A 19619-nucleotide genomic window follows, 5' to 3' on the forward strand; every position below is an offset into this window, starting at 1 on the left:
TCATCCCTCCCGCGCCGCCGCGCACACGGCCCGGGCGATCCGCGCGAGGTCCGCGTCGCCCGTGACGTACGGCGGCATGGTGTAGATCAGATCGCGGAACGGCCGCAGCCACACGCCCTCGTGCACGGCCGCCTCGGTCGCCGCCCGCATGTCCACCGCGTGATCCAGCTGTACGACCCCGATCGCGCCGAGGACCCGGACGTCCTTCACCCCCGGCATGTCGGAGGCGGCCGAGAGTCCGTCCCGCAGCCCCGCCTCGATCCGCTCGACCTCCGCGGTCCAGTCCTGCCCGAGCAGCAGCTCGATCGAGGCGCAGGCCACGGCGGCCGCCAGCGGGTTGCCCATGAAAGTGGGGCCGTGCGCGAGCACCGGCACCTCGCCCCGCGAGATGCCGTCGGCCACCCGCGCGGTGCACAGCGCGGCCGCCATCGTCAGGTACCCGCCGGTCAGGGCCTTGCCCACGCACATCACGTCGGGCGTCACCGCCGCGTGTTCCGCCGCGAACATCGCGCCCGTACGGCCGAAACCGGTCGCGATCTCGTCGAACACCAGCAGCACGTCGTGCGCGTCGCACGCCTCGCGCAGCACCCGTAGATACGCGGGGGAGTGGAACCGCATCCCGCCCGCGCCCTGAACCACCGGCTCGACGACCACCGCGGCCAGTTCACCGGCGTGCCGCTCGATCAGCGACCGCAGGTGCTCGGCGTACGCCTCCTCGTACTCCGCCGGGGGCGCATCGGCGAACACCTGGCGTTGCAGCACCCCGGTCCACAGGTCGTGCATCCCGCCGTCCGGATCGCACACCGACATGGGCTGCCAGGTGTCGCCGTGGTAGCCGCCGCGCCAGGTCAGCAGCCGCTGCTTGCCGGGGCGGCCCAGCGAGCGCCAGTACTGCAGGCACATCTTGACCGCGACCTCGACCGACACCGACCCGGAGTCGGCGAGGAAGACATGCTCCAGGCCTTCGGGTGACATGTCGACAAGGAGCTTCGTCAGGCGTACGGCGGGCTCGTGGGTGAGCCCCCCGAACATCACATGGCTCATCCGCCCCAGCTGCTCACGCGCGGCCTCGTTGAGCACGGGGTGGTTGTAGCCGTGGATCGCCGACCACCAGGACGACATCCCGTCGACCAGCTCCCCCGAACCGTCGGCGAGCCGCAGCCGCACTCCGCTCGCCGACTCCACGACGAGCGGTTCCTGCCGTCCGGGCATCGGGCCGTACGGATGCCACACGTGCCGCCGGTCGAGCTCCAGCAGCTCGGCGACCGTGCGCTCAGGCATTGGGCGCGAGGTCGGTCCCGGCGCCCCGGCGGCGCACGGCGACCAGGTCGGTCCGGGGTTCGGCGCCGGTACGGGCGTCGGCGACCTGCGGTTCCTCGCCGGATCCGCATGACCCGCCACCCTCGGAACCGCACACTCCGCCACCGTCGTGGCAGCCGCCGGCGGCCCGGTGCTCCGGAAGCGTCACCCGGTCGGTGCCCTCCACCTCGAACCCGGCGTCCGCGATCATCTCCAGGTCGGCCTTGCCGGCCTGGCCCTCACTGGTGAGGTAGTCGCCGAGGAAGATCGAGTTGGCCAGGTGCAGGGCGAGCGGCTGCATCGTGCGCAGATGGACCTCACGTCCACCGGCGATCCGCACCTCGACGTCCGGGCAGACGAACCGCGTCATCGCCAGGATCCGCAGGCATCGCTGCGGGGTCAGGTTCCACTCCTTGCCGAGCGGAGTGCCCTCGAACGGGATCAGGAAGTTGACCGGAACCGAGTCCGGGTCCAGCTCACGCAGCGAGAAGACGACGTCCACGAGGTCCTCGTCCGTCTCGCCCATGCCGGCGATCAGCCCGGAACAGGCGGACAGACCGGCCGCGTGCGCCTTGTGCACGGTGTCGACGCGGTCCTCGTAGGTGTGCGTGGTGGTGATCTCCCCGTACGTCGCCTCGGACGTGTTGAGGTTGTGGTTGTAGGCGTCGGCGCCCGCCTCGCGCAGCCGCTCCGCCTGGCCGTCGGAGAGCAGACCGAGGCACGCGCACACCTCGACGCCCTCGTTGTTCTCCTTGATCGTCCTGATCGTCTCGGAGACCCGGTCCACGTCCCGGTCGGTCGGGCCGCGCCCGCTGGCCACCAGGCACACCCGCTTGGCCCCTCCGGCCACACCGGCCGCCGCCGCGTCGGACGCCTGGCCGGGCTTGAGCCAGGTGTACTTCAGGATCCCGGCCGTCGAGCCGAGCCGCTGCGAACAGTACGAGCAGTCCTCGGGGCACAGGCCGGACTTGAGGTTGACGAGATAGTTCAGTTTCACCCGCCGGCCGAACCAGTGCCGCCGCACCTTTCCGGCCGCGGCCACCACATCGAGCAGGTCGTCGTCGGACGTCGCGAGGACGGCCAGTGCTTCGTCGCGGGTCGGCAGCTCGCGCCGAAGCCCCTTGTCCACCAGCGTGTTCAGCAGGTCCATGGAAGCCGATCCTGTCCTACGGAGGCGCCCGGGGCCAAGGAGACTTCGTACAACAGAGTCGCTTCGAGGTGTGGGTATCACCACACACTGACCTGCTGGTCGTCCCGCTAGTGTCTGTGCACTGCCTACAAATTCCCCGGAGGACCACCCATGGCGTTCGGCTGGATCGACGAGCAGGCCCAGCGGCGCCGCCGCGCCGGACTCGTACGGATTCTGCGCCCCCGTCCGGCCGCTTCGCCGCTCCTCGACCTGGCGAGCAACGATTACCTGGGGCTGGCCCGGCACCCCGAGATCACCGAGGGCGCGGCCCGGGCCGCGCGGACCTGGGGCGGCGGCTCGACCGGCTCCCGGCTCGTCACCGGCACCACCGAACTGCACACGGAGCTGGAGCGGGAACTGGCCGACTTCTGCGGTTTCGAGGCGGCCCTGGTCTTCTCCTCCGGTTACGCCGCCAACCTCGCCGCCGTCACCGCGCTGGCCCCGCACGGCTCCCTGATCGTCTCCGACGCGGGCAACCACGCCTCGCTCATCGACGGCTGCCGGCTGGCCCGCGGCACCACCCAGGTCGTGGCGCACGCCGAGCCCGACGCCGTGCGCAAGGCACTGTCGGCGCACGAGGGCACGGCGATCGCCGTGTCCGACACGGTCTTCTCGGTCGACGGCGACGCCGCCCCCCTCACCGCGCTGGCCGAGGCCTGCCGGGAGCGCGGCGCCGGACTGGTCGTCGACGACGCCCACGGCCTGGGCGTCCTCGGCGACGGCGGCCGGGGCGCCGCGTACGCGGCGGGACTCGCGGGCGCCGACGACGTCGTCGCGACGGTCACCCTGTCCAAGTCGCTCGGCAGCCAGGGCGGAGCCGTCCTCGGCCCCGCCCGGGTCGTCGACCACCTGGTCAACGCGGCCCGGACGTTCATCTTCGACACCGGACTCGCCCCCGCCGCGGCGGGGGCGGCCCTGTCGGCCCTCCGGCTGCTGCGCCGCGAGCCGGAACGGGCCGCACGGGCCCGCGCGGTGGCGGCCGAACTGCACGCACGCCTGACCGCCGCGGGACTGGAAGCGGTACGTCCGGACGCCGCGGTGGTCTCGGTGCGGGCGCCCTCTGCCGAGGACGCGGTGAACTGGGCGGCGGACTGCCGCGCGGCGGGCCTGGCCGTGGGCTGTTTCCGTCCTCCCTCCGTGCCCGACGGCATCTCACGGCTCAGGCTGACCGCCCGCGCCGACCTGACCGGTCAGCAGATCGCACGCGCTGTACGGCTGATCGGCGAGACGCGACCATGAGTCGGCGTGACACGGCCGTGTGTCGCACGATGTCGGCCTGATCGAACGCGGTTACATGCGGTCCACCCCGGCCGCGAACGCCGCCCAGCTCTCCGGAGAGAAGAGTAGCGCGGGTCCGGCCGGGTTCTTGGAGTCGCGCACGGCGAGCAGTCCGGCCCAGGGCGGGGCATCCGGACGCGCGGTCTCGACGCAGTTGTTCGCGCCGGTGCTGTAGCTGCTGCGCAACCACCGCACACCGTGCAGTTCGATGCTTGAGGGGACGTGACGAGGCAGTGCACGCATGGTGCCTCCTTACGCGCCGGCGGCTGTCCCGGCGATGAAATCCAACGAGTCCTCGGGCGAAAGGGCGTGGATCTGAAGGGCGTTGAAGGCCTCCGTGTAGGCCTGGAGGTCTTCTTTCCGTTCGAGGTAGAGGCTACTCGTCAAGTGGTCGAGAACAACCACATCCAGATCAGAAGTGCTCGAAAATGACAAGATAACGAAAGGGCCGGTGACGCCGATGTGCGCCCCGGCGGCGAACGGCAGCACCTGCAGCCGCACTTGGGGGAGCCGGGCGGCCTCGACCAGTCGTTCCAGCTGGCGGGCCATGACCCCGGGTCCGCCCACCTCCCGGCGCAGCACCGCCTCGTCCAGGACGGCGCTCAGTTCCAGCGGGGGATCCGCGCGCAGCACGTCCTGCCGGGCCAGTCGCACCTCGACCAGCGTGTCGAGCCGGTCCTCCGAAAGCCCCTCCACCGCGGCCTTCGTCACCGCGCGGGCGTACTCGGGTGTCTGGAGCAGGCCCGGGACGACGGTGGTCTCCAGCGTGCGCATCGCGCCGGCCTGCGACTCCAGGCTGATGAAGTCCCGGTAGGTCGGCGGCAGCACCCCGCGATAGGCGTGCCACCAGTGATGACGTCCACCGCTCTCGTCGGGCCCCGCCAACACCATGAGCAGCTCGCGAAGTTGGGAGTCCGCCACGGAGTAGGCGTCGAGGAGTAACCGCACATCGGCCGGTTTCACCCCGCTCGTGCCCGTCTCGATCCGGCTGACCTTGGACTGGTGCCAACCCACCAGCCGGGCCGCCTCACCGCTCGTGAGCCCCGCCGAGGTGCGCAGCGCACGCAGTTCGGCGCCCAGTTTCCGGCGGCGCACCGCGGGACCGTGCTGCATGGGCTCCTCCTTACTCCTTACCGGGACTCCGAACGGCCGCATCCAAATACGGTCTCGCGTCGCAGAGTTCACCGCTTTGAGCGACAGATATATGCATATCTTGGTGGATCGCCGTCCTTCGGGGGCGTTCTGATGGCAGTCTGGCGATGAAGCACCAGTCCGGGACCGTACTCGAACCATCCGCTCCGTGTCGGACTGCGGTCCCGTGGGAAAGGGACGACGTCGCCATGGCAGACCATTTGGAAGCATCCGTCACTCTGCCGAGCGATCCCGCCTCGGTCTCCGCTGCGCGCACCTACGTGGTGGGCACGCTGGCGGAGTGGGGCCTGCCGCCGGACACGGAAGTGTCCGACACCGTCCGGCTCATCGTCTCCGAACTCGCCACCAACGCGGTCCAGCACACCTTCGGCCAGTCACCGACGTTCACCGTGGACCTGGAGCTCGATCGCGACGAGTGGTTGCGTATCGGTGTCACGGACAGTCACCCGCGCTTCCCCAGACGCCTGCCCGCCGCCGTCCAGCAGGACAACGGCCGCGGCCTGGTCATCATCCGCTGGCTGACCGCCGAGTGCGGTGGCCGACTCCGCATCCGCCCCACCCGCGAAGGCGGCAAGACCATCTCGATCGAGCTCCCGTGGGCCGCGCCGGTCCAGCCGGTGACCACGGTGGTCCGGCAGGAGCCGTGACCGCTCGTAGCAGGACCGAAGAACATCCCCAGCGGATGCCCTGAGCCTGCCCGGGCCCACGCGACCGGCATCCATGCACCCCGCGAGCCGCGACGCCCCTCTTCCGGCCGCCCGCGAGCCATGGCGCCCTCCGGCGCCGCCTCCGAGCCAGGTGCTTCCTCCGGGCCGCCTGCGAGCACGCCGCCCCTGCGAGCACGCGCCTGCGAGCGCACCGCCCCTTCGGGCCTCCGTGCGAGCTGTGGTGCTTCCTCCCGGATCGCCTGCGAGTCGCGGCGCCCTCTCCGGGCCACCCCCAAGTCACGGTGCTTCCTCCGGACCGCCTGCGAGCACGCCGCCCCTTCAGACGACCCTGCGAGCCGCGGCATCTTCTCGGGGCCGCCTGCGAGCCGCGGTGCTCCTCCGGGCCTCCCCACGAGCCCCGGCGCCCTCATCGGGCCCCCTGAGAGCCACGCCGCCTCCTCCGCCGCCCGCGAGCCCGAGCCGCCCCTCCGGGCCGCCCGCGAGGCTACGACGCCCCTTCTGGGCGTCGTACGGCGCGGCGCCAGTCACTCCCCGTGCCTCACCACGCGCCGTGGCACGCGACGGCCCTCACCTGTGCCGCGCCGCGCCTCCCGGTGCGCTGCCGTGCACCGAAGCCCTGACGGCGGCCTGACGGTGCGCCGCAGTGGTGCGGGAAACCTGACGTCGTCCCCGGCCCGCTCCTCCTCGGTCGTCTCCGAGGTGCCGTCCGTCTCCGGACGCCGACCCGCGCGCCGCACCAGCCGGGGAGCAGCCCCCACAAGGTCCCCGAAGCGCGAGGTGAAGGCGAGCGACAACAGGAAGGCGAAGAGGATCTGCACGCCCGTCTGGGTGACGCGCAACTCCTGGAGCAGTTCGACGAAGTTGCGGTCCGCACGGTGCAGCGGAGTCTCGTTGCGCGCGGTGCAGGGGCGATGCTCGGCCATGGGGCGACGGGTATCCGCACAAGTCCGAGTCACGCTCCGGCGTGCGGCGGCGCGTCAGGACGCCGCCGCACGCCGGGCGGATCACTTCACGCGCCCGTACCAGACGCTCTTGGTCCAGATCTTCTGGAGCCGCACCACGTCCCCGCTCTTCGGGGAGTGCCAGAGCTTGTTCTTACCCGCGTAGATACCGACGTGGTACACGTTGCTGCCCGAGTGGAAGAACACCAGGTCTCCGGCCTTGCGGTTCTTGCTGGAGATGTGGCGGGTCTTGTTGTACTGCTGGGCAGCCGTGCGGGGGAGCTTCTTGCCGGCCTTCTTGAACGAGTAGAGCGTGAGCCCGGAGCAGTCGAACCGGTGCGGACCGGTGGCCCCGTACTTGTACGGCGAACCCTTCTTCGAGGCCGCGATCTGGAGTGCCTTGGTCGCCGGCGTGGCTGCCGCGGCGTCGGAGGCGAAGCCGGGCGCCACTATCGAACCGCCGACGGCGGCGATGGTGAGCGCCGAGGCCGTGCCGGCCCGGGCCATGAGCGACGGGACACGATTGAGCGCAGTCATGCGCAACCCTTCGTCAGCCGCCTGTGAAGGATGACCTGTCGGATTCGGGCTGGCGAAGTTGCCCGGCCGCTGACGCGGCTTCACCCCAAGGGCTGCTCGGGTGCGGTCATGGCGTGACCGTCCCGGCGACCCGTCGTGCTTGGGTCCTCCACTCCTGCCGATCCACTCCTGTCGACCGGTCATCCGGGCGGCGGCAGGACTCGGCGTCCGCCCGGATCGCCCCGCCACAGCGGCGGGGGCTTGTCGTCAGACAGGGATCTTGGCTCATGCCTGTCCGGATTTCCCAACGGAACCGGGGATTTGTGTTGTTACTCACCACTCGCCCGTTCGGGTGGACACGTGTGCGTTCGAGCCGCTGTCCACAGGTTCGCGGAGCGTCGGACCAGCGATGGAATGTCCCATTCCGTCCCCTGGCTGCGCGCGTTGCGCAACCGGGACGGTCCCAAAACAGGTCTCCCACCTACTCCGAACAGGGGTACGTCATTTGGTCCGTTTCGACTCAGCCCCGGACGGTCCACGGTCGATCGGGCGTCCGGAGCGAGGACTCCGCGTCAACTGACGGACTCCGGGGGCAGGCTGAGGCGGGCCGTGCGCAGCTCACCGTCCAGCACCCGCAGCGCACGGGCCAGGGTGCCGGCGTGCAGTTCCGTCTCACCCCGCTGGTGCATCAGGGCCAGCGCGTCGCGCAACGCGGCCGCCTTGCCGACCAGGGACTGGGCGGCGCGCAGTCCGCGGTAGGTGTCGCCGTCCAGCGCCGGGTTGATACGGCCCAGCAGGCCGACGACCTCGAGGTAACGGCCGATCAGTTCCGCCTCGGCGCGTCGGGGCGGGCAGCGGCGGCAGTTCCGGCGGGAGCATCGGGGCCTCACCTCACCGTCCGGTCGGCGGGACCGGGGTGGCCCTGCGGTGGGGGATGATCCCGTCCACCAGGCCGTACTCCACGGCCTCCTGGGCGGTGAGGATCTTCTCCCGCTCGATGTCCCTGCCGATCTGCTCCCGGCTGCGGCCCGTGTGCCGAGCGAGCAGCTCCTCCGTCCGGAGCCGGACGCGCGTCAACTCGTCCGCCTGGACGGCGAGATCGCTCGCCTGTCCCCGGACGGGCGCGGGCAGTGCGGACTGATGGATCACCAGGCGGGCGTCGGGGAGTGCGAATCGCTTGCCGGGCGCGCCTCCCGCCAGCAGCACCGAGGAGGCCGCGCCGGTCCGGCCCGGACAGATCGTCTCCACGTCGCAGGAGACGTACTGCATCGTGTCGTAGATCGCCGCCATGGCGTGGAAGGTGCCGCCGGGGGAGTTGACGTAGAGCGAGATGTCGCGGTCCGGGGCCTGGTGCTCCAGGCGCATGAACTGGGCCAAGCCCCTCGTCGCCCTCGTCTCGGCCGATGACCTGCGGCGACTCGAAGTGACCCAGGAGCTCGCGGAATCCGCGGAGGAGCAGGTGGTCAGCGCGGTCTCCACCGTCCGCGAGGTCGCGTCCGCCCCGGCGAACCCCAGCGGTTCGGCATCGCGGCGGAGCGCCACAGGGCGGGCTCGGCCTAGGCCCCTTCTGATGGCTCTCCGTGGGAGAAGGAGCGGCGTTCGGTGCGTGCTCTGGGGGTCCCCCCTGCTCGAAGAGCTTGGGGGAGTGCCGCGTGGAAGCCCTCGTAGCGGAGCTACTCGGGCTTTCGCGCGGTGCGGCGAGCGTGCGTGCCGGGCGTCGCGACGCCGCGGAGATCCGTCAGAAGGGGCCTAGTCCCGTACAGGCGAGAACCGTGCGTCCCCGTCCGCTGCCGCGGGGACGCACGGTCGCCATCCGGGGTGCTCGGAGGCGCCGGTGTGGTGGTCGGCCGACGGCCGAGAGTTCCCTTCGGTCGGCCGCGGGCTCACTGCCCGCCTTCCGTGCCCGCAGCGCGTCGCCGAGCAGCACGGCGCCCGGGCCGAGCGCCGCCCACCAGGCCAGGGCCAGAGCGGGCCCGGTCGCGGCCATGTCCACCAGGGGCCGAGAGGCCGAAGCGCCGAGCGGCGCGAGCACGGCCCGGTCGCCGCGCAGCCCGCGCCGCGGCCGGTGGATCACAGCGCGGTTAACGTGCCCGAAACGCGGTCCAATTAGCCTGCCGATCCACGCCACCTGGCAGTTTGCCCCGTGGCCGCGGCAGCCGGGCCCCGCACGGCCCGGAGCGAGGACTGTGAGGTGGGACGTGCAACTGACCCCGCACGAGCAAGAACGACTGCTGATCCACGTGGCGGCCGACGTGGCCGAGAAGCGCCGCGCCCGTGGCCTGAAGCTGAATCACCCCGAGGCGGTCGCGCTCATCACCTCGCACATCCTCGAAGGCGCGCGGGACGGCCGGACCGTCGCGGAACTCATGGCCTCCGGACGCACGATCCTGACCAGGGACGACGTCATGGAAGGCATCCCCGAGATGATCCATGACGTGCAGGTGGAGGCCACCTTCCCGGACGGCACCAAGCTCGTCACCGTCCACGAGCCGATCGTCTGACGGGGAGGCCGCCGTGATTCCCGGAGAGATCCTGTTCGCCGAGGACCCGATCGTCTACAACCAGGGCAGCGAGGTCACCCGTCTCACCGTCCTCAACGCCGCCGACCGGCCCGTGCAGGTCGGCTCCCACTACCACTTCGCCGAGGCCAACCCGGGCCTGGAGTTCGACCGCTCCGCCGCGCGCGGCAAGCGGCTGAACGTCGCCGCCGGCACGGCCGTGCGCTTCGAACCCGGGATCCCCGCCGACGTCGAACTCGTCCCGCTGGCCGGCGCCCGTGTGGTTCCCGGTCTGCGCGGGGAGACCGGAGGTGCCCTCGATGCCTGAGATCTCGCGCGCCGCGTACGCCGACCTGTTCGGCCCGACGACCGGCGACCGGATCCGCCTCGCCGACACCGACCTGCTGGTCGAGATCGAGGAGGACCGTTCCGGCGGTCCCGGCCTCGCCGGTGACGAGGCGGTGTTCGGCGGCGGCAAGGTCATCCGCGAGTCCATGGGGCAGGCGCGAGCCACGCGTGCGGAAGGGACCCCCGACACCGTCGTCACCGGCGCGGTGATCATCGACCACTGGGGGATCGTCAAGGCCGACGTCGGCATCCGCGACGGCCGGATCACGGGCATCGGCAAGGCCGGCAACCCCGACACCATGGACGGCGTCCACCCGGATCTGGTCATCGGCCCCGAGACCGAGATCATCGCCGGCAACGGGCGGATCCTCACGGCCGGCGCGATCGACGCACACGTCCACTTCATCTGCCCGCAGATCGCCGACGAGGCGCTCTCCTCCGGCATCACGACCCTCGTCGGCGGCGGTACGGGGCCGGCCGAGGGCTCCAAGGCCACCACGGTGACGCCCGGCCCCTGGCATCTGGCACGGATGCTGGAGGCGATGGAGGCCCACCCGCTCAACATCGGACTGCTCGGCAAGGGCAACACCGTCTCCCACGAGGCGATGCTGTCGCAGCTCCGGGGCGGCGCGCTCGGCCTGAAGCTGCATGAGGACTGGGGCTCCACACCGGCCGTCATCGACGCCGCGCTGACCGTCGCCGAGCGGACGGGCATCCAGGTCGCCATCCACACGGACACGCTCAACGAGGCCGGGTTCGTCGGCGACACCCTCGCCGCCATCGCCGGGCGGGGCATCCACGCGTACCACACCGAGGGCGCGGGCGGCGGGCACGCGCCGGACATCATGACCGTGGTCTCCGAGTCGTACGTGCTGCCCAGCTCCACGAACCCCACCCGGCCGTTCACCGTCAACACCGCCGAGGAACACCTCGACATGCTGATGGTGTGCCACCACCTCAACCCCGCGGTGCCGGAGGACCTGGCCTTCGCCGAGTCCCGGATCCGGCCTTCCACGATCGGGGCGGAGGACGTCCTGCACGACCTGGGCGCCATCTCGATCATCTCTTCCGACTCCCAGGCCATGGGACGCGTCGGAGAGGTCGTCATGCGGACCTGGCAGACCGCGCACGTGATGAAGCGCCGGCGGGGCGCACTGCCCGGCGACGGACGGGCCGACAATCACCGAGTGCGTCGATATGTCGCCAAGTACACGATCAACCCCGCCCTCGCCCAGGGCCTGGCCCGCGAGATCGGGTCGGTGGAGAGCGGCAAGCTGGCCGATCTGGTGCTGTGGGATCCGGCGTTCTTCGGCGTGAAGCCACTGCTCGTCATCAAGGGCGGGCAGATCGCGTACGCGCAGATGGGCGACGCGAACGCCTCGATCCCCACGCCGCAGCCGATCCTGCCGCGGCCGATGTACGGGGCCATCGGGCGGGCGCCCGCCTCCAACTCCGTCAACTTCGTGGCGCCCCTGGCCGTGGAGGCCGGGCTGCCCGAACGGCTGGGACTCGGCAAGCGGTTCGTGGCGATCGAGTCGACGCGTGGGGTCACCAAGGCCGACATGCGGGAGAACGACGCGCGGCCCGAGGTGCGGGTCGACCCCGACAGCTTCGCCGTGCACATCGACGGAGAGCTGGTCGAGGCGGCACCGGCGGCCGAACTCCCCATGGCTCAGCGGTACTTCCTGTTCTGAGGGTGGTCTGATGTCGCGAGCAGCGCTTCTCGTCCTGGCCGACGGGCGGTTCCCCGCCGGAGGACATGCGCACTCCGGGGGTGCCGAGGAGGCGGTCAAGGCCGGGCGGATCAGCGGGGCGGCGAGCCTGGGCGAGTTCTGCCGGGGCCGGTTGCACACGGCGGGGCTGGTGGCGGCGGGGCTGTCCGCGGCCGCGGCGCTCGGGATCGATCCCGTCGCGCTGGACCGCGCCGCGGACGCGCGGACGCCGTCGCCCGCCCTGCGGACCGCCGCCCGGAAGCTGGGACGGCAGTTGCTGCGGGCCGCGCGGACGACCTGGCCGTCCGCCGAGCTGGACGCCCTCGGCAGGGAGTTCCCCAAGGGCGCGCACCAGCCGGTGGTGCTGGGGCTGGCCGCCCGGGCGGCGGGACTGGGCCCGGTGGACGCGGCGTACTGCGCGGCGTACGAGAGCGTGAGCGGGCCCGCGTCGGCGACGGTACGGCTGCTGAGTCTGGACCCGTTCGACGCGACGGGTGTCCTGGCCCGGCTGGCGCCGGAGGTCGACCGGGTCGTGGACCGGGCGGTGGAGGCGGCGCGCCGGGTCGTCGACGAGGGCGTCGACGCGTTGCCGGCGGGGTCGGCGCCACTGCTGGAGATCGGGGCCGAAGCCCACGCGGGGTGGGCCGTGCGGCTCTTCGCCTCCTAGACGGTCGCCGAGCCCGTCGTCGCCACCCGCATCAGTCGGACACCAACGGAGGAGTCGCTCCCATGCACCTCGACCACACCCACCAGGGCCCCGCCGCCGTCAGCGCCGACGCCCTGCGCCCCGACGGCCGCCGCCGTGCCCTGCGCGTCGGGCTCGGCGGCCCCGTCGGATCCGGGAAGACCGCCACCGTCGCCGCGCTCTGCCGGGCGCTGCGGGACGAGCTGTCGCTCGCCGTCGTCACCAACGACATCTACACGCGGGAGGACGCCGAGTTCCTGCTCCGTGAGGCCGTGCTGCCGCCCGAGCGGATCACCGCCGTGGAGACGGGGGCCTGCCCGCACACCGCGATCCGGGACGACATCTCCGCGAACCTGGAGGCGGTGGAGGACCTGGAGGACGCGGCCGGGCCATTGGACCTGGTCCTCGTGGAGTCCGGCGGGGACAACCTCACCGCGACCTTCTCCAAGGGGCTCGTCGACGCGCAGATCTTCGTCATCGACGTGGCTGGGGGCGACGACATCCCGCGCAAGGGAGGACCGGGCGTGACCACCGCCGACCTGCTCGTCGTCAACAAGACCGATCTCGCCCCGTACGTCGGTTCCGACCTGGCCCGGATGGCCGCCGACGCCAAGGCCCAGCGCGCCGAACTGCCGGTGGTCTTCCAGTCGTTGCGGAGTGAGGGCGGGGTGGCGGACGTCGCCGCGTGGGTGCGTGCGCGGCTCGCCGCGTGGACGGCATGAGCGGGCGCGCCGGTGCCGGGGTGCGGTCCCTCGCGCGGATCGTCGCCCGTGCCGACGGGCGGGGCGGAACCTCGCTGCCCGTGCTGGAGAGCGACGGGCCCCTGGCGCTGCGGCGCACCCGGGCCAGCGGCTGCGAGGCGCGGGTCATGCTGGTCGGTGCGATGAGCGGACCGCTCGGCGGGGACCACTTCACCGTGGACGCCCGGGTGGAGCAGGGAGCGCGGCTGTCCGTCGGATCGGCCGCCGCCACCATCGCGCTGCCCGGCCAGGCGAAGGGCGACGCCCGCTACGACGTCCGGATCGAGGTCGCCGACCAGGCCGAACTGCACTGGCTCCCCGAGCAGTTGATCTCCGCCCGGGGCAGCGACCTGTCTGTGGGCACTCGCGTGGAGCTGGCCGCCACGGCCCGGCTCGTGCTGCGCGAGGAGCAGGTGCTCGGGCGGGTCGGAGAGGAACCCGGGCGGCTCACGAGCCGTCTGACCGTGCGGGTCGCCGGGCAGACCGTGCTCGACCAGGAGCTGGCCTGCGGCCCCGGCGCGCCCGGCGGCTGGGACGGGCCGGCCGTGCTGGCGGGACATCGCGCGGTCGGTCAACTGGTCGTGGTGCGACCGGAGTTCGCCGCCGAACCGGTGACGGCCGGGATGCTGGGGGAGAGGGCCTCGGTAGTGCCGCTCGCCGGGCCGGCCGCGCTGGTGACGGCGGTGGCGCCGGACGCCCTGCGGCTGCGGCGGCTGCTCGACGAGAGCCTGAGGTCCCTCGCCCCCCGACCGTAACCGCCCGCGAGCAGCATCGGCTCTCCGTTCACCGGATGGGCAGAGAAGGACCTCCCGCCGGAGAACGGCAGCGCCGTCTACACGGCCATGGAGTGCGCCGACGCCAAGTGGCCCATTGGGCGGCGGACCTGTCGCACACCACCGGCAGCTCCACCGACCACGGTGAGCCGCCCACGGACGCCTGCGCCGACCCGTCCAGCAGGACCGTCTCCGTTCCCATGCCGCGACGGTAGATCGCCGCGGGCCTGCCGGGAACCGGTCTCTGCCGGGCAGCAGAGCTCAGCGCAGCGGCAGGCGGCGGAACTTGCGCTCCTTGGTGGCGGCCTCCTCGGCCTTCACCACGGCCGCGTACCGATCGACGTACTCCTGCTCGGACAGGGAGAGGATCGCGTACATGATCTCGTCGGTGATGGCGCGCAGAACGGCCTTCTCGTTCTCCATGCCCTCGTAGCGGGAGAAGTCGAGGGGCTCGCCGAAGCGGATCTTGACGGGGTGGATGTTGGGGATGACCTTGCCGGGCGGCTGGGCCTCGAAGGTGCCGATCATGGCGCAGGGGATCACCGGGACGCCGGCCTTCAGAGCCATCACCGCCACGCCGACCTTGCCCTTGTACAGGCGGCCGTCGTGCGAGCGGGTGCCCTCGGGGTAGATGCCGAGCAGCTCGTCCTTGCTCAGCACGCCGAGGCCCTCGCGGATCGCCGCCTGGCCCGCGTCCTTGCCGGAGCGGTCGACCGGGATCTGGCCGGCGCTGCGGAAGAAGAAGGCCGTCAGACGGCCCTTGACGCCCGGACCCGTGAAGTACTCGGCCTTCGCGAGGAAGGTGATGCGGCGCTTGAGGATCGCGGGCATCAGGAAGTGGTCCGAGAACGACAGGTGGTTGCCGGCGATGATGGCGGCGCCCTCCGCGGGAACGTGCTCCAGGCCCTCTATGCGTGGCCGGAAGACCAGTCTCAGCAGCGGGCCCAGCAGCACGTATTTCAGCAGGTAGTAGAACAAAGCGGGCGCTCCTCGACTCTCGCAGTGGACTCAACCGCCGCGTTCCAGCAGGTCAACCGGCATGTCGTGGGGTGCCAGTGTAGGTGCAGGCGTGGCCACCGGGCACCTCGTGCGGCCGGACCGCACAGATCCTTCGCCAATTGACTGATGGTCAGTCAGGAAGGGGTGTGGCGGTGGTGCTCGTGCGGCTGGGGAGAACCACGGGGCCGGCGTGCTGCGCCGTCCGGGTGACGGGCAAGCCGCACGGGAGGCGTGGCGCGATGGCGGGGGTGCGTGGCGGACCCGCGGTTCTTGCGGGCGGGCAGCCGTGGTGGACCGCTCGCCCGCGCCGCCTCGGCGAGTAACCTGCCAGACATGCGGATCTCTGTTTCCTCGGACATGGACGAACCCGTCGCCCGCCTGCTCGTGGCCGCCCTGCGCGAGCGGGGGCACGAGGTGCGCCCGCACGGCGCGCTGCGCCCGGGGGACGACCCGCAGTGGGCGGTGTGCTCCGAGGCCGCCGCCCGCGAGGTCGCCGACGGCACGGCCGACCAGGCGGTGGTCTGCTGCTGGACCGGCACGGGCGCCTCGATCGCCGCCAACAAGGTGCCCGGCGTACGGGCCGCCCTGTGCACGGACGCCTACACGGCCGACGGGGCACGCCGCTGGAACGACGCCAACGTGCTCGCGCTCAGCCTGCGGCTGACGTCGCAGCCGCTGCTGACGGAGATCCTCGACGCGTGGTTCGCCGGTGAGCCCAGCGCGGACGCCGAGGACCGGCAGAACATCGACCGTGTCCGGCTGCTGGACCACGGCAGGACCCCCAGGTAGATCACAGACGCACGATGATCAGCGCGGTGTCGTCGGTGGCGCCGCCGGGCGGCAGCAACTCCGACAGCACGGTGTCGGCGAGGGTCTCGAGGTCCTGGTCCCGATGGTCGCGCAGGGCGTCCGCGAGCCGGCCCAGGCCCGTGTCGATGTCCTCGCGCCGCCGTTCGATCAGGCCGTCGGTGTAGAGCGCGAGCGTCGCGCCCGGCGAGAACGTGGTCTCGGCCTGGGGTCTGCGGATCGGGTCCGGGCGCGCGTCGAGCGGCGTGTCCGTGGCCTGATCCAGAAACTCCGTGCGGCCGTCGGCGTGGACGAGCACCGGCGGGGGATGACCGGCGCTGCTGTACGTGATGACGTGGCGGTCGCAGTCGATGAAGGTCGTCACGGCGGTCGCCGACTCGGCCCCGTCGATCACATGGGCGTAGCGCCCCAGCACGTCCAGGGCCTGGGCCGGCCCCGCCGAGACCCGGGAGGCCGCGCTGAGGGCACTGCGCAACTGGCCCATCACCCCGGCGGCCGCCAGCCCGTGCCCGACCACGTCGCCCACGGACACGCCGATACGGTCGCCGCCCACCAGATCGACCAGGTCGTACCAGTCCCCGCACACGTTGAGCGCGCCCACGGCGGGCCGGTACCGGACGGCGGCCCGATGGTGGCCGACCTGCCGGGGAGCGGGCAGCATCGCCTCCTGCAACGCCAGCGCCACCTCGCGCTCCCGGGAATGGGCCTGGCGCAGCCGCTCGTTGAGCTCCTGCAGCTCCCGGGCGCGGGTGTACAGCTCGGCCTCCAGCACCCGGGCCCGGCTGCCCCGGTCCCCCGGAGCGCCGCCCCGGCCCGGATCAGTTCCGTGACCTCCTCCACGCGGTGCAGAATCAGCGCGACCTTGCCGTCCGAGCCCAGCAGCGGCGCGTTCACCGGGCTCCAGTAGCGCTGCTGCCACTCGCCGGGCCGCTCGGGATCCTGGACGTCGTAGCGCTGCAGCGCCATGGTGTCGCGTTCCCCCGTGGCCAGGACGCGGTACAGCGAGGCCTCCAGGTTGCGCATGCCCGACGCGGCCGGATCGGACGGGTTGTCCGGGAAGACGTCGAACAGGTACTTGCCGATCAGCTGCTCCCGTGAGCGGCCGGAGACCCGGACGAACTCCTCGTTGACGTCCGCGTACACCAGATCGGGTGTCAGGAGCGCCACCATGCCGGGCAGGGCCTTGAACACCGCCCCGTAGTCGATCGCCGTGTCCGCCATGGCTGCCGCCTCACCACCGCCGGGATCACACCAGTTTCGCATGGTATGGAGGATCCTCAACCGGCTTCATCCGGGGAGGTCCGTCAGTGACTGCTCGGCCCAGATGATCTTCCCTTCGGGGACGAACCGCGTGCCCCACCGCTGCGTGAGCTGGGAGACCAGCAGCAGCCCGCGCCCGCCCTCGTCCGTCGTACGGGGATGACGCAGATGGGGCGCGGTGGCGCCGCCGTCGAGAACCTCGCACATCAGGGCCCGCTCCCGGATCAGCCGTAGCCGGATGGTCCCGGTGGCGTACCGGATGGCGTTGGTGACCAGCTCGCTCACCACCAGCTCCGTGGTGAAGGCCAGCTCGTCCAGGCCCCAGCGCGCGAGCTGCCGCGTGGCCGTGCGGCGGGCGTCGGCGACCACGGCCGGGTCCGAGGGCAGTTCCCAGGCCGCGACCTGCTCGGTGCCGAGACGTTTCGTCCGGGCCATCAGCAGCACCACGTCGTCGTACGGGCGGGCCGGGAGCAGCGCGTCGACCACGGCCCTGCAGGACGACTCGAGCGGACCCGCCCGCTCCAGCGCCCCGCGCAGCCGCTCCCGGCCCGCGTCGACGGCCCAGGTCTCGCTCCGGGCCAGCAGTCCGTCGGTGTGCAACGCGAGCGTGCTGCCCTCCGCGAGGGACAGTTCGACCGCCTCGAAGGGCGGGCCGCCCACGCCGAGCGGCGGCCCCTGTGGCAGGTCGACGAAGACGACCGAGCCGTCGGGCAGCACCACGGCCGGTGCGGGGTGCCCCGCCGCGGCCATCGCGCAGCCGCCGTCGACCGGGTCGTAGACGACGTACAGGCATGCGGAGCCCACGCACTGCGTGCCCGCGGCGCCGACCGTGCCCGGCTCGGCGCCCTCCTCCCGCGCCGACCGCGCCACCAGGTCGTCGAGATGCGCCAGCACCTCCTCGGGCGGCAGATCCAGAGCCGCCAGCGTCCGTACGGCGGTCCGCAGCTGTCCCATGGCCGCCGCGGCGTCGATGCCGTGCCCGGGCACCTCGCCCACGACCAGCGCGACACGCGCCCCGGACAGCGGGATCAGGTCGTACCAGTCGCCGCCCAGTCCGGTCAGCTCGTCGGCCGGCCGGTAACACGCGGCGACCTCGACGGCGTCCTGCTCGGGCAGCCGGTGGGGGAGCAGACTGCGCTGCAGGACGAGCGCGGCGTCCCGCTCCCGGGTGTAGCGGCGGGCGTTGTCCACGCAGACGGCCGCACGGGCGACGACATCCTCGGCCAGCCGCAGGTCCTCCGCGTCGAAGGGCTCCCGCTGGTGGCGCCGGTAGAAGGTCGTGATGCCCAGCGTCGTGCCGCGCGAGCGGATCGGCACGGCCATCACGCTGTGCAGACCCAGCTCCCCGAACGTGGCCCGGCGGCCGCTCGGGGTGTCCGTGGTCCAGTCCCGGATCAGCGGGTCGAGCCGCTCCTCACGCCAGGACCGTCCCGTGGCCAGACAACGGAAGGGGGGCGTCCCGGCCCGGAAGGCGACCACCTCGCCGATCGCGATGACGGCCTCCGTGAGGTCGTCCTGTACGGACCGGTATCCGGCGCGGCGCAGCTCCACCGGCTCCTGCGATTCCGCGAGGGGTCCGGGAGCCGGCTCGGCGCCCCGCAGCACCGACTCCAGCAGGTCCACGGTGACGAAATCGGCCAGCCCCGGCGCGGCCACGTCCGCCAACTCCTGGGCGGTGCGTGTGAGGTCCAGGCTGCGTCCGATGCTCTGGCCGGCCCGGTCGAGCAGCGCCAGCCGCTGCCGCGCGCGGTGCCGCTCGGTCATGTCGACGACCGTGTAGTACACGCCGATCGGATGACCCCGGTCGTCCTCGAGCCGGGTGAACGACAGCATGTGCGCCGTCTCGCGCAACGGTGCCGAGCGCACGTGACCCACGTGCTCGTAACCGATCACCGCCTCACCGGTCTCCAGCACGTGCCGCATCTGCGCCTCGACCGCCTGGGCGTCCATGCCCGGCTGGACGTCCGCGAAGCGCAGACCGAGCCGTCGCGCCGCCGGACCGCCGCCGAACTGCTCCAGGGCGGCGTTCGACCACACGAAGCGCAGGTCCGTGTCCACGATCGCGATACCCACCGGGGCGCCCGCCGTCAGCTGTTCCAGGACCGTGCGGCTCATGTCCCAGCCGGGGGCGTCGGCCAGCTCCGACAGGAGCATCAGCCAGCGCGACCCGCCGTGCGCCTCCTCGGCCGAGGCGATCCGGGCCACGACCTTCACCGGCTGCCCGTCCCCGCGGCGGGCCGTCAGCAGCCCCGTCCAGCCGCCGTCCCCGCGGCACCGCTCGACCAGGTCCGGCACGCGCTGCGCGTCCTCGGCGATCAGCAGATCGGCCAGTTTCCTGCCGACCGCCTCGGAAGCCGGGTATGCCAACAGCCGCCGGGCACCGCTGGTCCAGCCCGTCACCACGCCCTGTGGATCGAGCAACACGGGCGCCGCGTCGGCCACGTCGAACCGCTGCCGGGCAACGCCGTACTCGTCGTCTGCGCCCACGGCCGACCTCTCTGTCGCTGAGAGTGGTCTACCACCTCTTGCCCCAATCTTCACCCTTCCGGCGACAGCGGGCGGCCTGGGCGGGGCCGGTGAGGTGGGACGGTCCCACCGGCCCCGCGCGATCTGGACGGACAAGGGCACGACGCGTCGGGGCGGAGGCGGCGACACCCTCGGACGACCTCGCGCTGGCGCCCGGGATACCCGTCGTCGCCCCGATCAAGGCGACCGAGGTGTCACTCGCCACCGCGTGAACGCGCCGGTGAACGA

The 19619-nt window shown here is 72.2% G+C and carries 17 protein-coding genes and 5 pseudogenes; 10 read left to right on the top strand and 12 right to left on the bottom strand.

Going from position 1 to position 19619, the window contains the following annotated elements:
* Together QNO09_RS16145 and bioB are read right to left on the bottom strand one after the other, a co-directional pair.
* Positions 1 to 1281 carry an adenosylmethionine--8-amino-7-oxononanoate transaminase gene (locus QNO09_RS16145; RefSeq protein ID WP_283970874.1) on the bottom strand — a complete coding sequence of 427 codons (1281 nt, stop codon included), beginning with the start codon at positions 1279 to 1281 and terminating at the stop codon, positions 1 to 3.
* Entirely contained in the window at positions 1274 to 2449 is a 1176-nt protein-coding gene (gene bioB / locus QNO09_RS16150; RefSeq protein WP_283970875.1) for a biotin synthase BioB, read from the bottom strand. Before bioB ends, QNO09_RS16145 begins: the two co-directional genes overlap by 8 nt.
* Before the next feature lie 150 nt (positions 2450 to 2599).
* Here bioB and QNO09_RS16155 point away from each other — a divergent pair, with 150 nt between their 5' ends.
* Positions 2600 to 3727 carry an 8-amino-7-oxononanoate synthase gene (locus tag QNO09_RS16155; RefSeq protein ID WP_283970876.1) on the top strand — a complete coding sequence of 376 codons (1128 nt, stop codon included), beginning with the start codon at positions 2600 to 2602 and terminating at the stop codon, positions 3725 to 3727.
* Positions 3728 to 3778: 51 nt separating this feature from the next.
* Here QNO09_RS16155 and QNO09_RS16160 read toward each other — a convergent pair whose 3' ends face one another.
* Positions 3779 to 4009 (bottom strand): DUF397 domain-containing protein, encoded by a 231-nt coding sequence (locus QNO09_RS16160; RefSeq protein WP_283970877.1) that lies wholly within the window; start codon positions 4007 to 4009, stop codon positions 3779 to 3781.
* Positions 4010 to 4018: 9 nt separating this feature from the next.
* Positions 4019 to 4879 (bottom strand): helix-turn-helix domain-containing protein, encoded by an 861-nt coding sequence (locus QNO09_RS16165; RefSeq protein ID WP_283970878.1) that lies wholly within the window; start codon positions 4877 to 4879, stop codon positions 4019 to 4021.
* 227 nt (positions 4880 to 5106) lie between these two features.
* On the opposite strand from QNO09_RS16165, the gene QNO09_RS16170 reads away from it, so the two are divergent.
* Complete coding sequence (locus QNO09_RS16170; RefSeq protein WP_283970879.1) at positions 5107 to 5565, top strand: ATP-binding protein; 459 nt, start codon at positions 5107 to 5109, stop codon at positions 5563 to 5565.
* Positions 5566 to 6344: 779 nt separating this feature from the next.
* Here the strand turns inward: QNO09_RS16170 and QNO09_RS16175 are convergent.
* From QNO09_RS16175 to QNO09_RS16190, 4 genes and pseudogenes are all read right to left on the bottom strand, one after another.
* A pseudogene (locus tag QNO09_RS16175) lies at positions 6345 to 6509 on the bottom strand (DUF6328 family protein); the annotation flags it as partial.
* Between the two features lie 81 nt (positions 6510 to 6590).
* Positions 6591 to 7064, bottom strand: a complete 474-nt coding sequence (locus QNO09_RS16180) for a C40 family peptidase (protein ID WP_283970880.1) — start codon at positions 7062 to 7064, stop codon at positions 6591 to 6593.
* 551 nt (positions 7065 to 7615) lie between these two features.
* Positions 7616 to 7922 (bottom strand): annotated as a pseudogene (locus QNO09_RS16185) (hypothetical protein).
* Between the two features lie 12 nt (positions 7923 to 7934).
* A pseudogene (locus QNO09_RS16190) lies at positions 7935 to 8423 on the bottom strand (ATP-dependent Clp protease proteolytic subunit); the annotation flags it as partial.
* Between QNO09_RS16190 and QNO09_RS16195 the strand changes: the two are divergent.
* Positions 8419 to 8603 (top strand): annotated as a pseudogene (locus QNO09_RS16195) (prevent-host-death protein); the annotation flags it as partial. The pseudogenes QNO09_RS16190 and QNO09_RS16195 overlap by 5 nt on opposite strands.
* A gap of 178 nt (positions 8604 to 8781) precedes the next feature.
* Here QNO09_RS16195 and QNO09_RS16200 read toward each other — a convergent pair.
* Entirely contained in the window at positions 8782 to 9117 is a 336-nt protein-coding gene (locus QNO09_RS16200) for a hypothetical protein (RefSeq protein WP_283970881.1), read from the bottom strand.
* Positions 9118 to 9241: 124 nt separating this feature from the next.
* On the opposite strand from QNO09_RS16200, the gene QNO09_RS16205 reads away from it, so the two are divergent.
* The 6 genes from QNO09_RS16205 (at position 9242) to QNO09_RS16230 (ending at position 13781) form a co-directional block, all read left to right on the top strand.
* On the top strand, positions 9242 to 9544 hold the full coding sequence (locus QNO09_RS16205; protein ID WP_283970882.1) for an urease subunit gamma: 303 nt from the start codon (positions 9242 to 9244) through the stop codon (positions 9542 to 9544).
* A gap of 13 nt (positions 9545 to 9557) precedes the next feature.
* Positions 9558 to 9869 carry an urease subunit beta gene (locus tag QNO09_RS16210; RefSeq protein WP_283970883.1) on the top strand — a complete coding sequence of 104 codons (312 nt, stop codon included), beginning with the start codon at positions 9558 to 9560 and terminating at the stop codon, positions 9867 to 9869.
* Complete coding sequence (locus tag QNO09_RS16215) at positions 9862 to 11583, top strand: urease subunit alpha (protein ID WP_283970884.1); 1722 nt, start codon at positions 9862 to 9864, stop codon at positions 11581 to 11583. The genes QNO09_RS16210 and QNO09_RS16215 overlap by 8 nt, the downstream gene beginning before the upstream one ends.
* A 10-nt stretch (positions 11584 to 11593) precedes the next feature.
* Complete coding sequence (locus QNO09_RS16220) at positions 11594 to 12268, top strand: urease accessory protein UreF (RefSeq protein ID WP_283970885.1); 675 nt, start codon at positions 11594 to 11596, stop codon at positions 12266 to 12268.
* 62 nt (positions 12269 to 12330) lie between these two features.
* Positions 12331 to 13008 carry an urease accessory protein UreG gene (gene ureG, locus QNO09_RS16225; protein WP_283970886.1) on the top strand — a complete coding sequence of 226 codons (678 nt, stop codon included), beginning with the start codon at positions 12331 to 12333 and terminating at the stop codon, positions 13006 to 13008.
* Complete coding sequence (locus QNO09_RS16230; protein ID WP_283970887.1) at positions 13005 to 13781, top strand: urease accessory protein UreD; 777 nt, start codon at positions 13005 to 13007, stop codon at positions 13779 to 13781. The genes ureG and QNO09_RS16230 overlap by 4 nt, the downstream gene beginning before the upstream one ends.
* A 279-nt stretch (positions 13782 to 14060) precedes the next feature.
* Here QNO09_RS16230 and QNO09_RS16235 read toward each other — a convergent pair whose 3' ends face one another.
* On the bottom strand, positions 14061 to 14777 hold the full coding sequence (locus tag QNO09_RS16235; protein ID WP_283970888.1) for a lysophospholipid acyltransferase family protein: 717 nt from the start codon (positions 14775 to 14777) through the stop codon (positions 14061 to 14063).
* Between the two features lie 354 nt (positions 14778 to 15131).
* Between QNO09_RS16235 and QNO09_RS16240 the strand changes: the two genes are divergently transcribed.
* Positions 15132 to 15587: an RpiB/LacA/LacB family sugar-phosphate isomerase gene (locus QNO09_RS16240; protein ID WP_283970889.1), complete on the top strand. Its 456-nt coding sequence runs from the start codon at positions 15132 to 15134 to the stop codon at positions 15585 to 15587.
* Position 15588: 1 nt separating this feature from the next.
* On the opposite strand, the pseudogene QNO09_RS16245 reads toward QNO09_RS16240, so the two are convergent.
* Positions 15589 to 16826: pseudogene (locus QNO09_RS16245) on the bottom strand (PP2C family protein-serine/threonine phosphatase).
* A gap of 66 nt (positions 16827 to 16892) precedes the next feature.
* Positions 16893 to 19352 carry a SpoIIE family protein phosphatase gene (locus tag QNO09_RS16250; protein ID WP_283970890.1) on the bottom strand — a complete coding sequence of 820 codons (2460 nt, stop codon included), beginning with the start codon at positions 19350 to 19352 and terminating at the stop codon, positions 16893 to 16895.
* Between the last annotated feature and the right edge of the window lie 267 nt (positions 19353 to 19619).

Source organism: Streptomyces sp. 378, assembly GCF_030124145.1.
Lineage (GTDB): Bacteria > Actinomycetota > Actinomycetes > Streptomycetales > Streptomycetaceae > Streptomyces.

Bases quoted from the DNA above. Each gene is read 5' to 3' on its own strand.
- QNO09_RS16155 (WP_283970876.1), top strand. From the start codon at position 2,600: ATGGCGTTCGGCTGGATCGACGAGCAGGCCCAGCGGCGCCGCCGCGCC.
- QNO09_RS16215 (WP_283970884.1), top strand. From the start codon at position 9,862: ATGCCTGAGATCTCGCGCGCCGCGTACGCCGACCTGTTCGGCCCGACG.
- ureG (WP_283970886.1), top strand. From the start codon at position 12,331: ATGCACCTCGACCACACCCACCAGGGCCCCGCCGCCGTCAGCGCCGAC.
- QNO09_RS16170 (WP_283970879.1), top strand. From the start codon at position 5,107: ATGGCAGACCATTTGGAAGCATCCGTCACTCTGCCGAGCGATCCCGCC.
- QNO09_RS16180 (WP_283970880.1), bottom strand. From the start codon at position 7,064: ATGACTGCGCTCAATCGTGTCCCGTCGCTCATGGCCCGGGCCGGCACG.
- QNO09_RS16240 (WP_283970889.1), top strand. From the start codon at position 15,132: ATGCGGATCTCTGTTTCCTCGGACATGGACGAACCCGTCGCCCGCCTG.
- QNO09_RS16220 (WP_283970885.1), top strand. From the start codon at position 11,594: ATGTCGCGAGCAGCGCTTCTCGTCCTGGCCGACGGGCGGTTCCCCGCC.
- QNO09_RS16165 (WP_283970878.1), bottom strand. From the start codon at position 4,879: ATGCAGCACGGTCCCGCGGTGCGCCGCCGGAAACTGGGCGCCGAACTG.
- QNO09_RS16145 (WP_283970874.1), bottom strand. From the start codon at position 1,281: ATGCCTGAGCGCACGGTCGCCGAGCTGCTGGAGCTCGACCGGCGGCAC.
- QNO09_RS16160 (WP_283970877.1), bottom strand. From the start codon at position 4,009: ATGCGTGCACTGCCTCGTCACGTCCCCTCAAGCATCGAACTGCACGGT.
- bioB (WP_283970875.1), bottom strand. From the start codon at position 2,449: ATGGACCTGCTGAACACGCTGGTGGACAAGGGGCTTCGGCGCGAGCTG.
- QNO09_RS16230 (WP_283970887.1), top strand. From the start codon at position 13,005: ATGAGCGGGCGCGCCGGTGCCGGGGTGCGGTCCCTCGCGCGGATCGTC.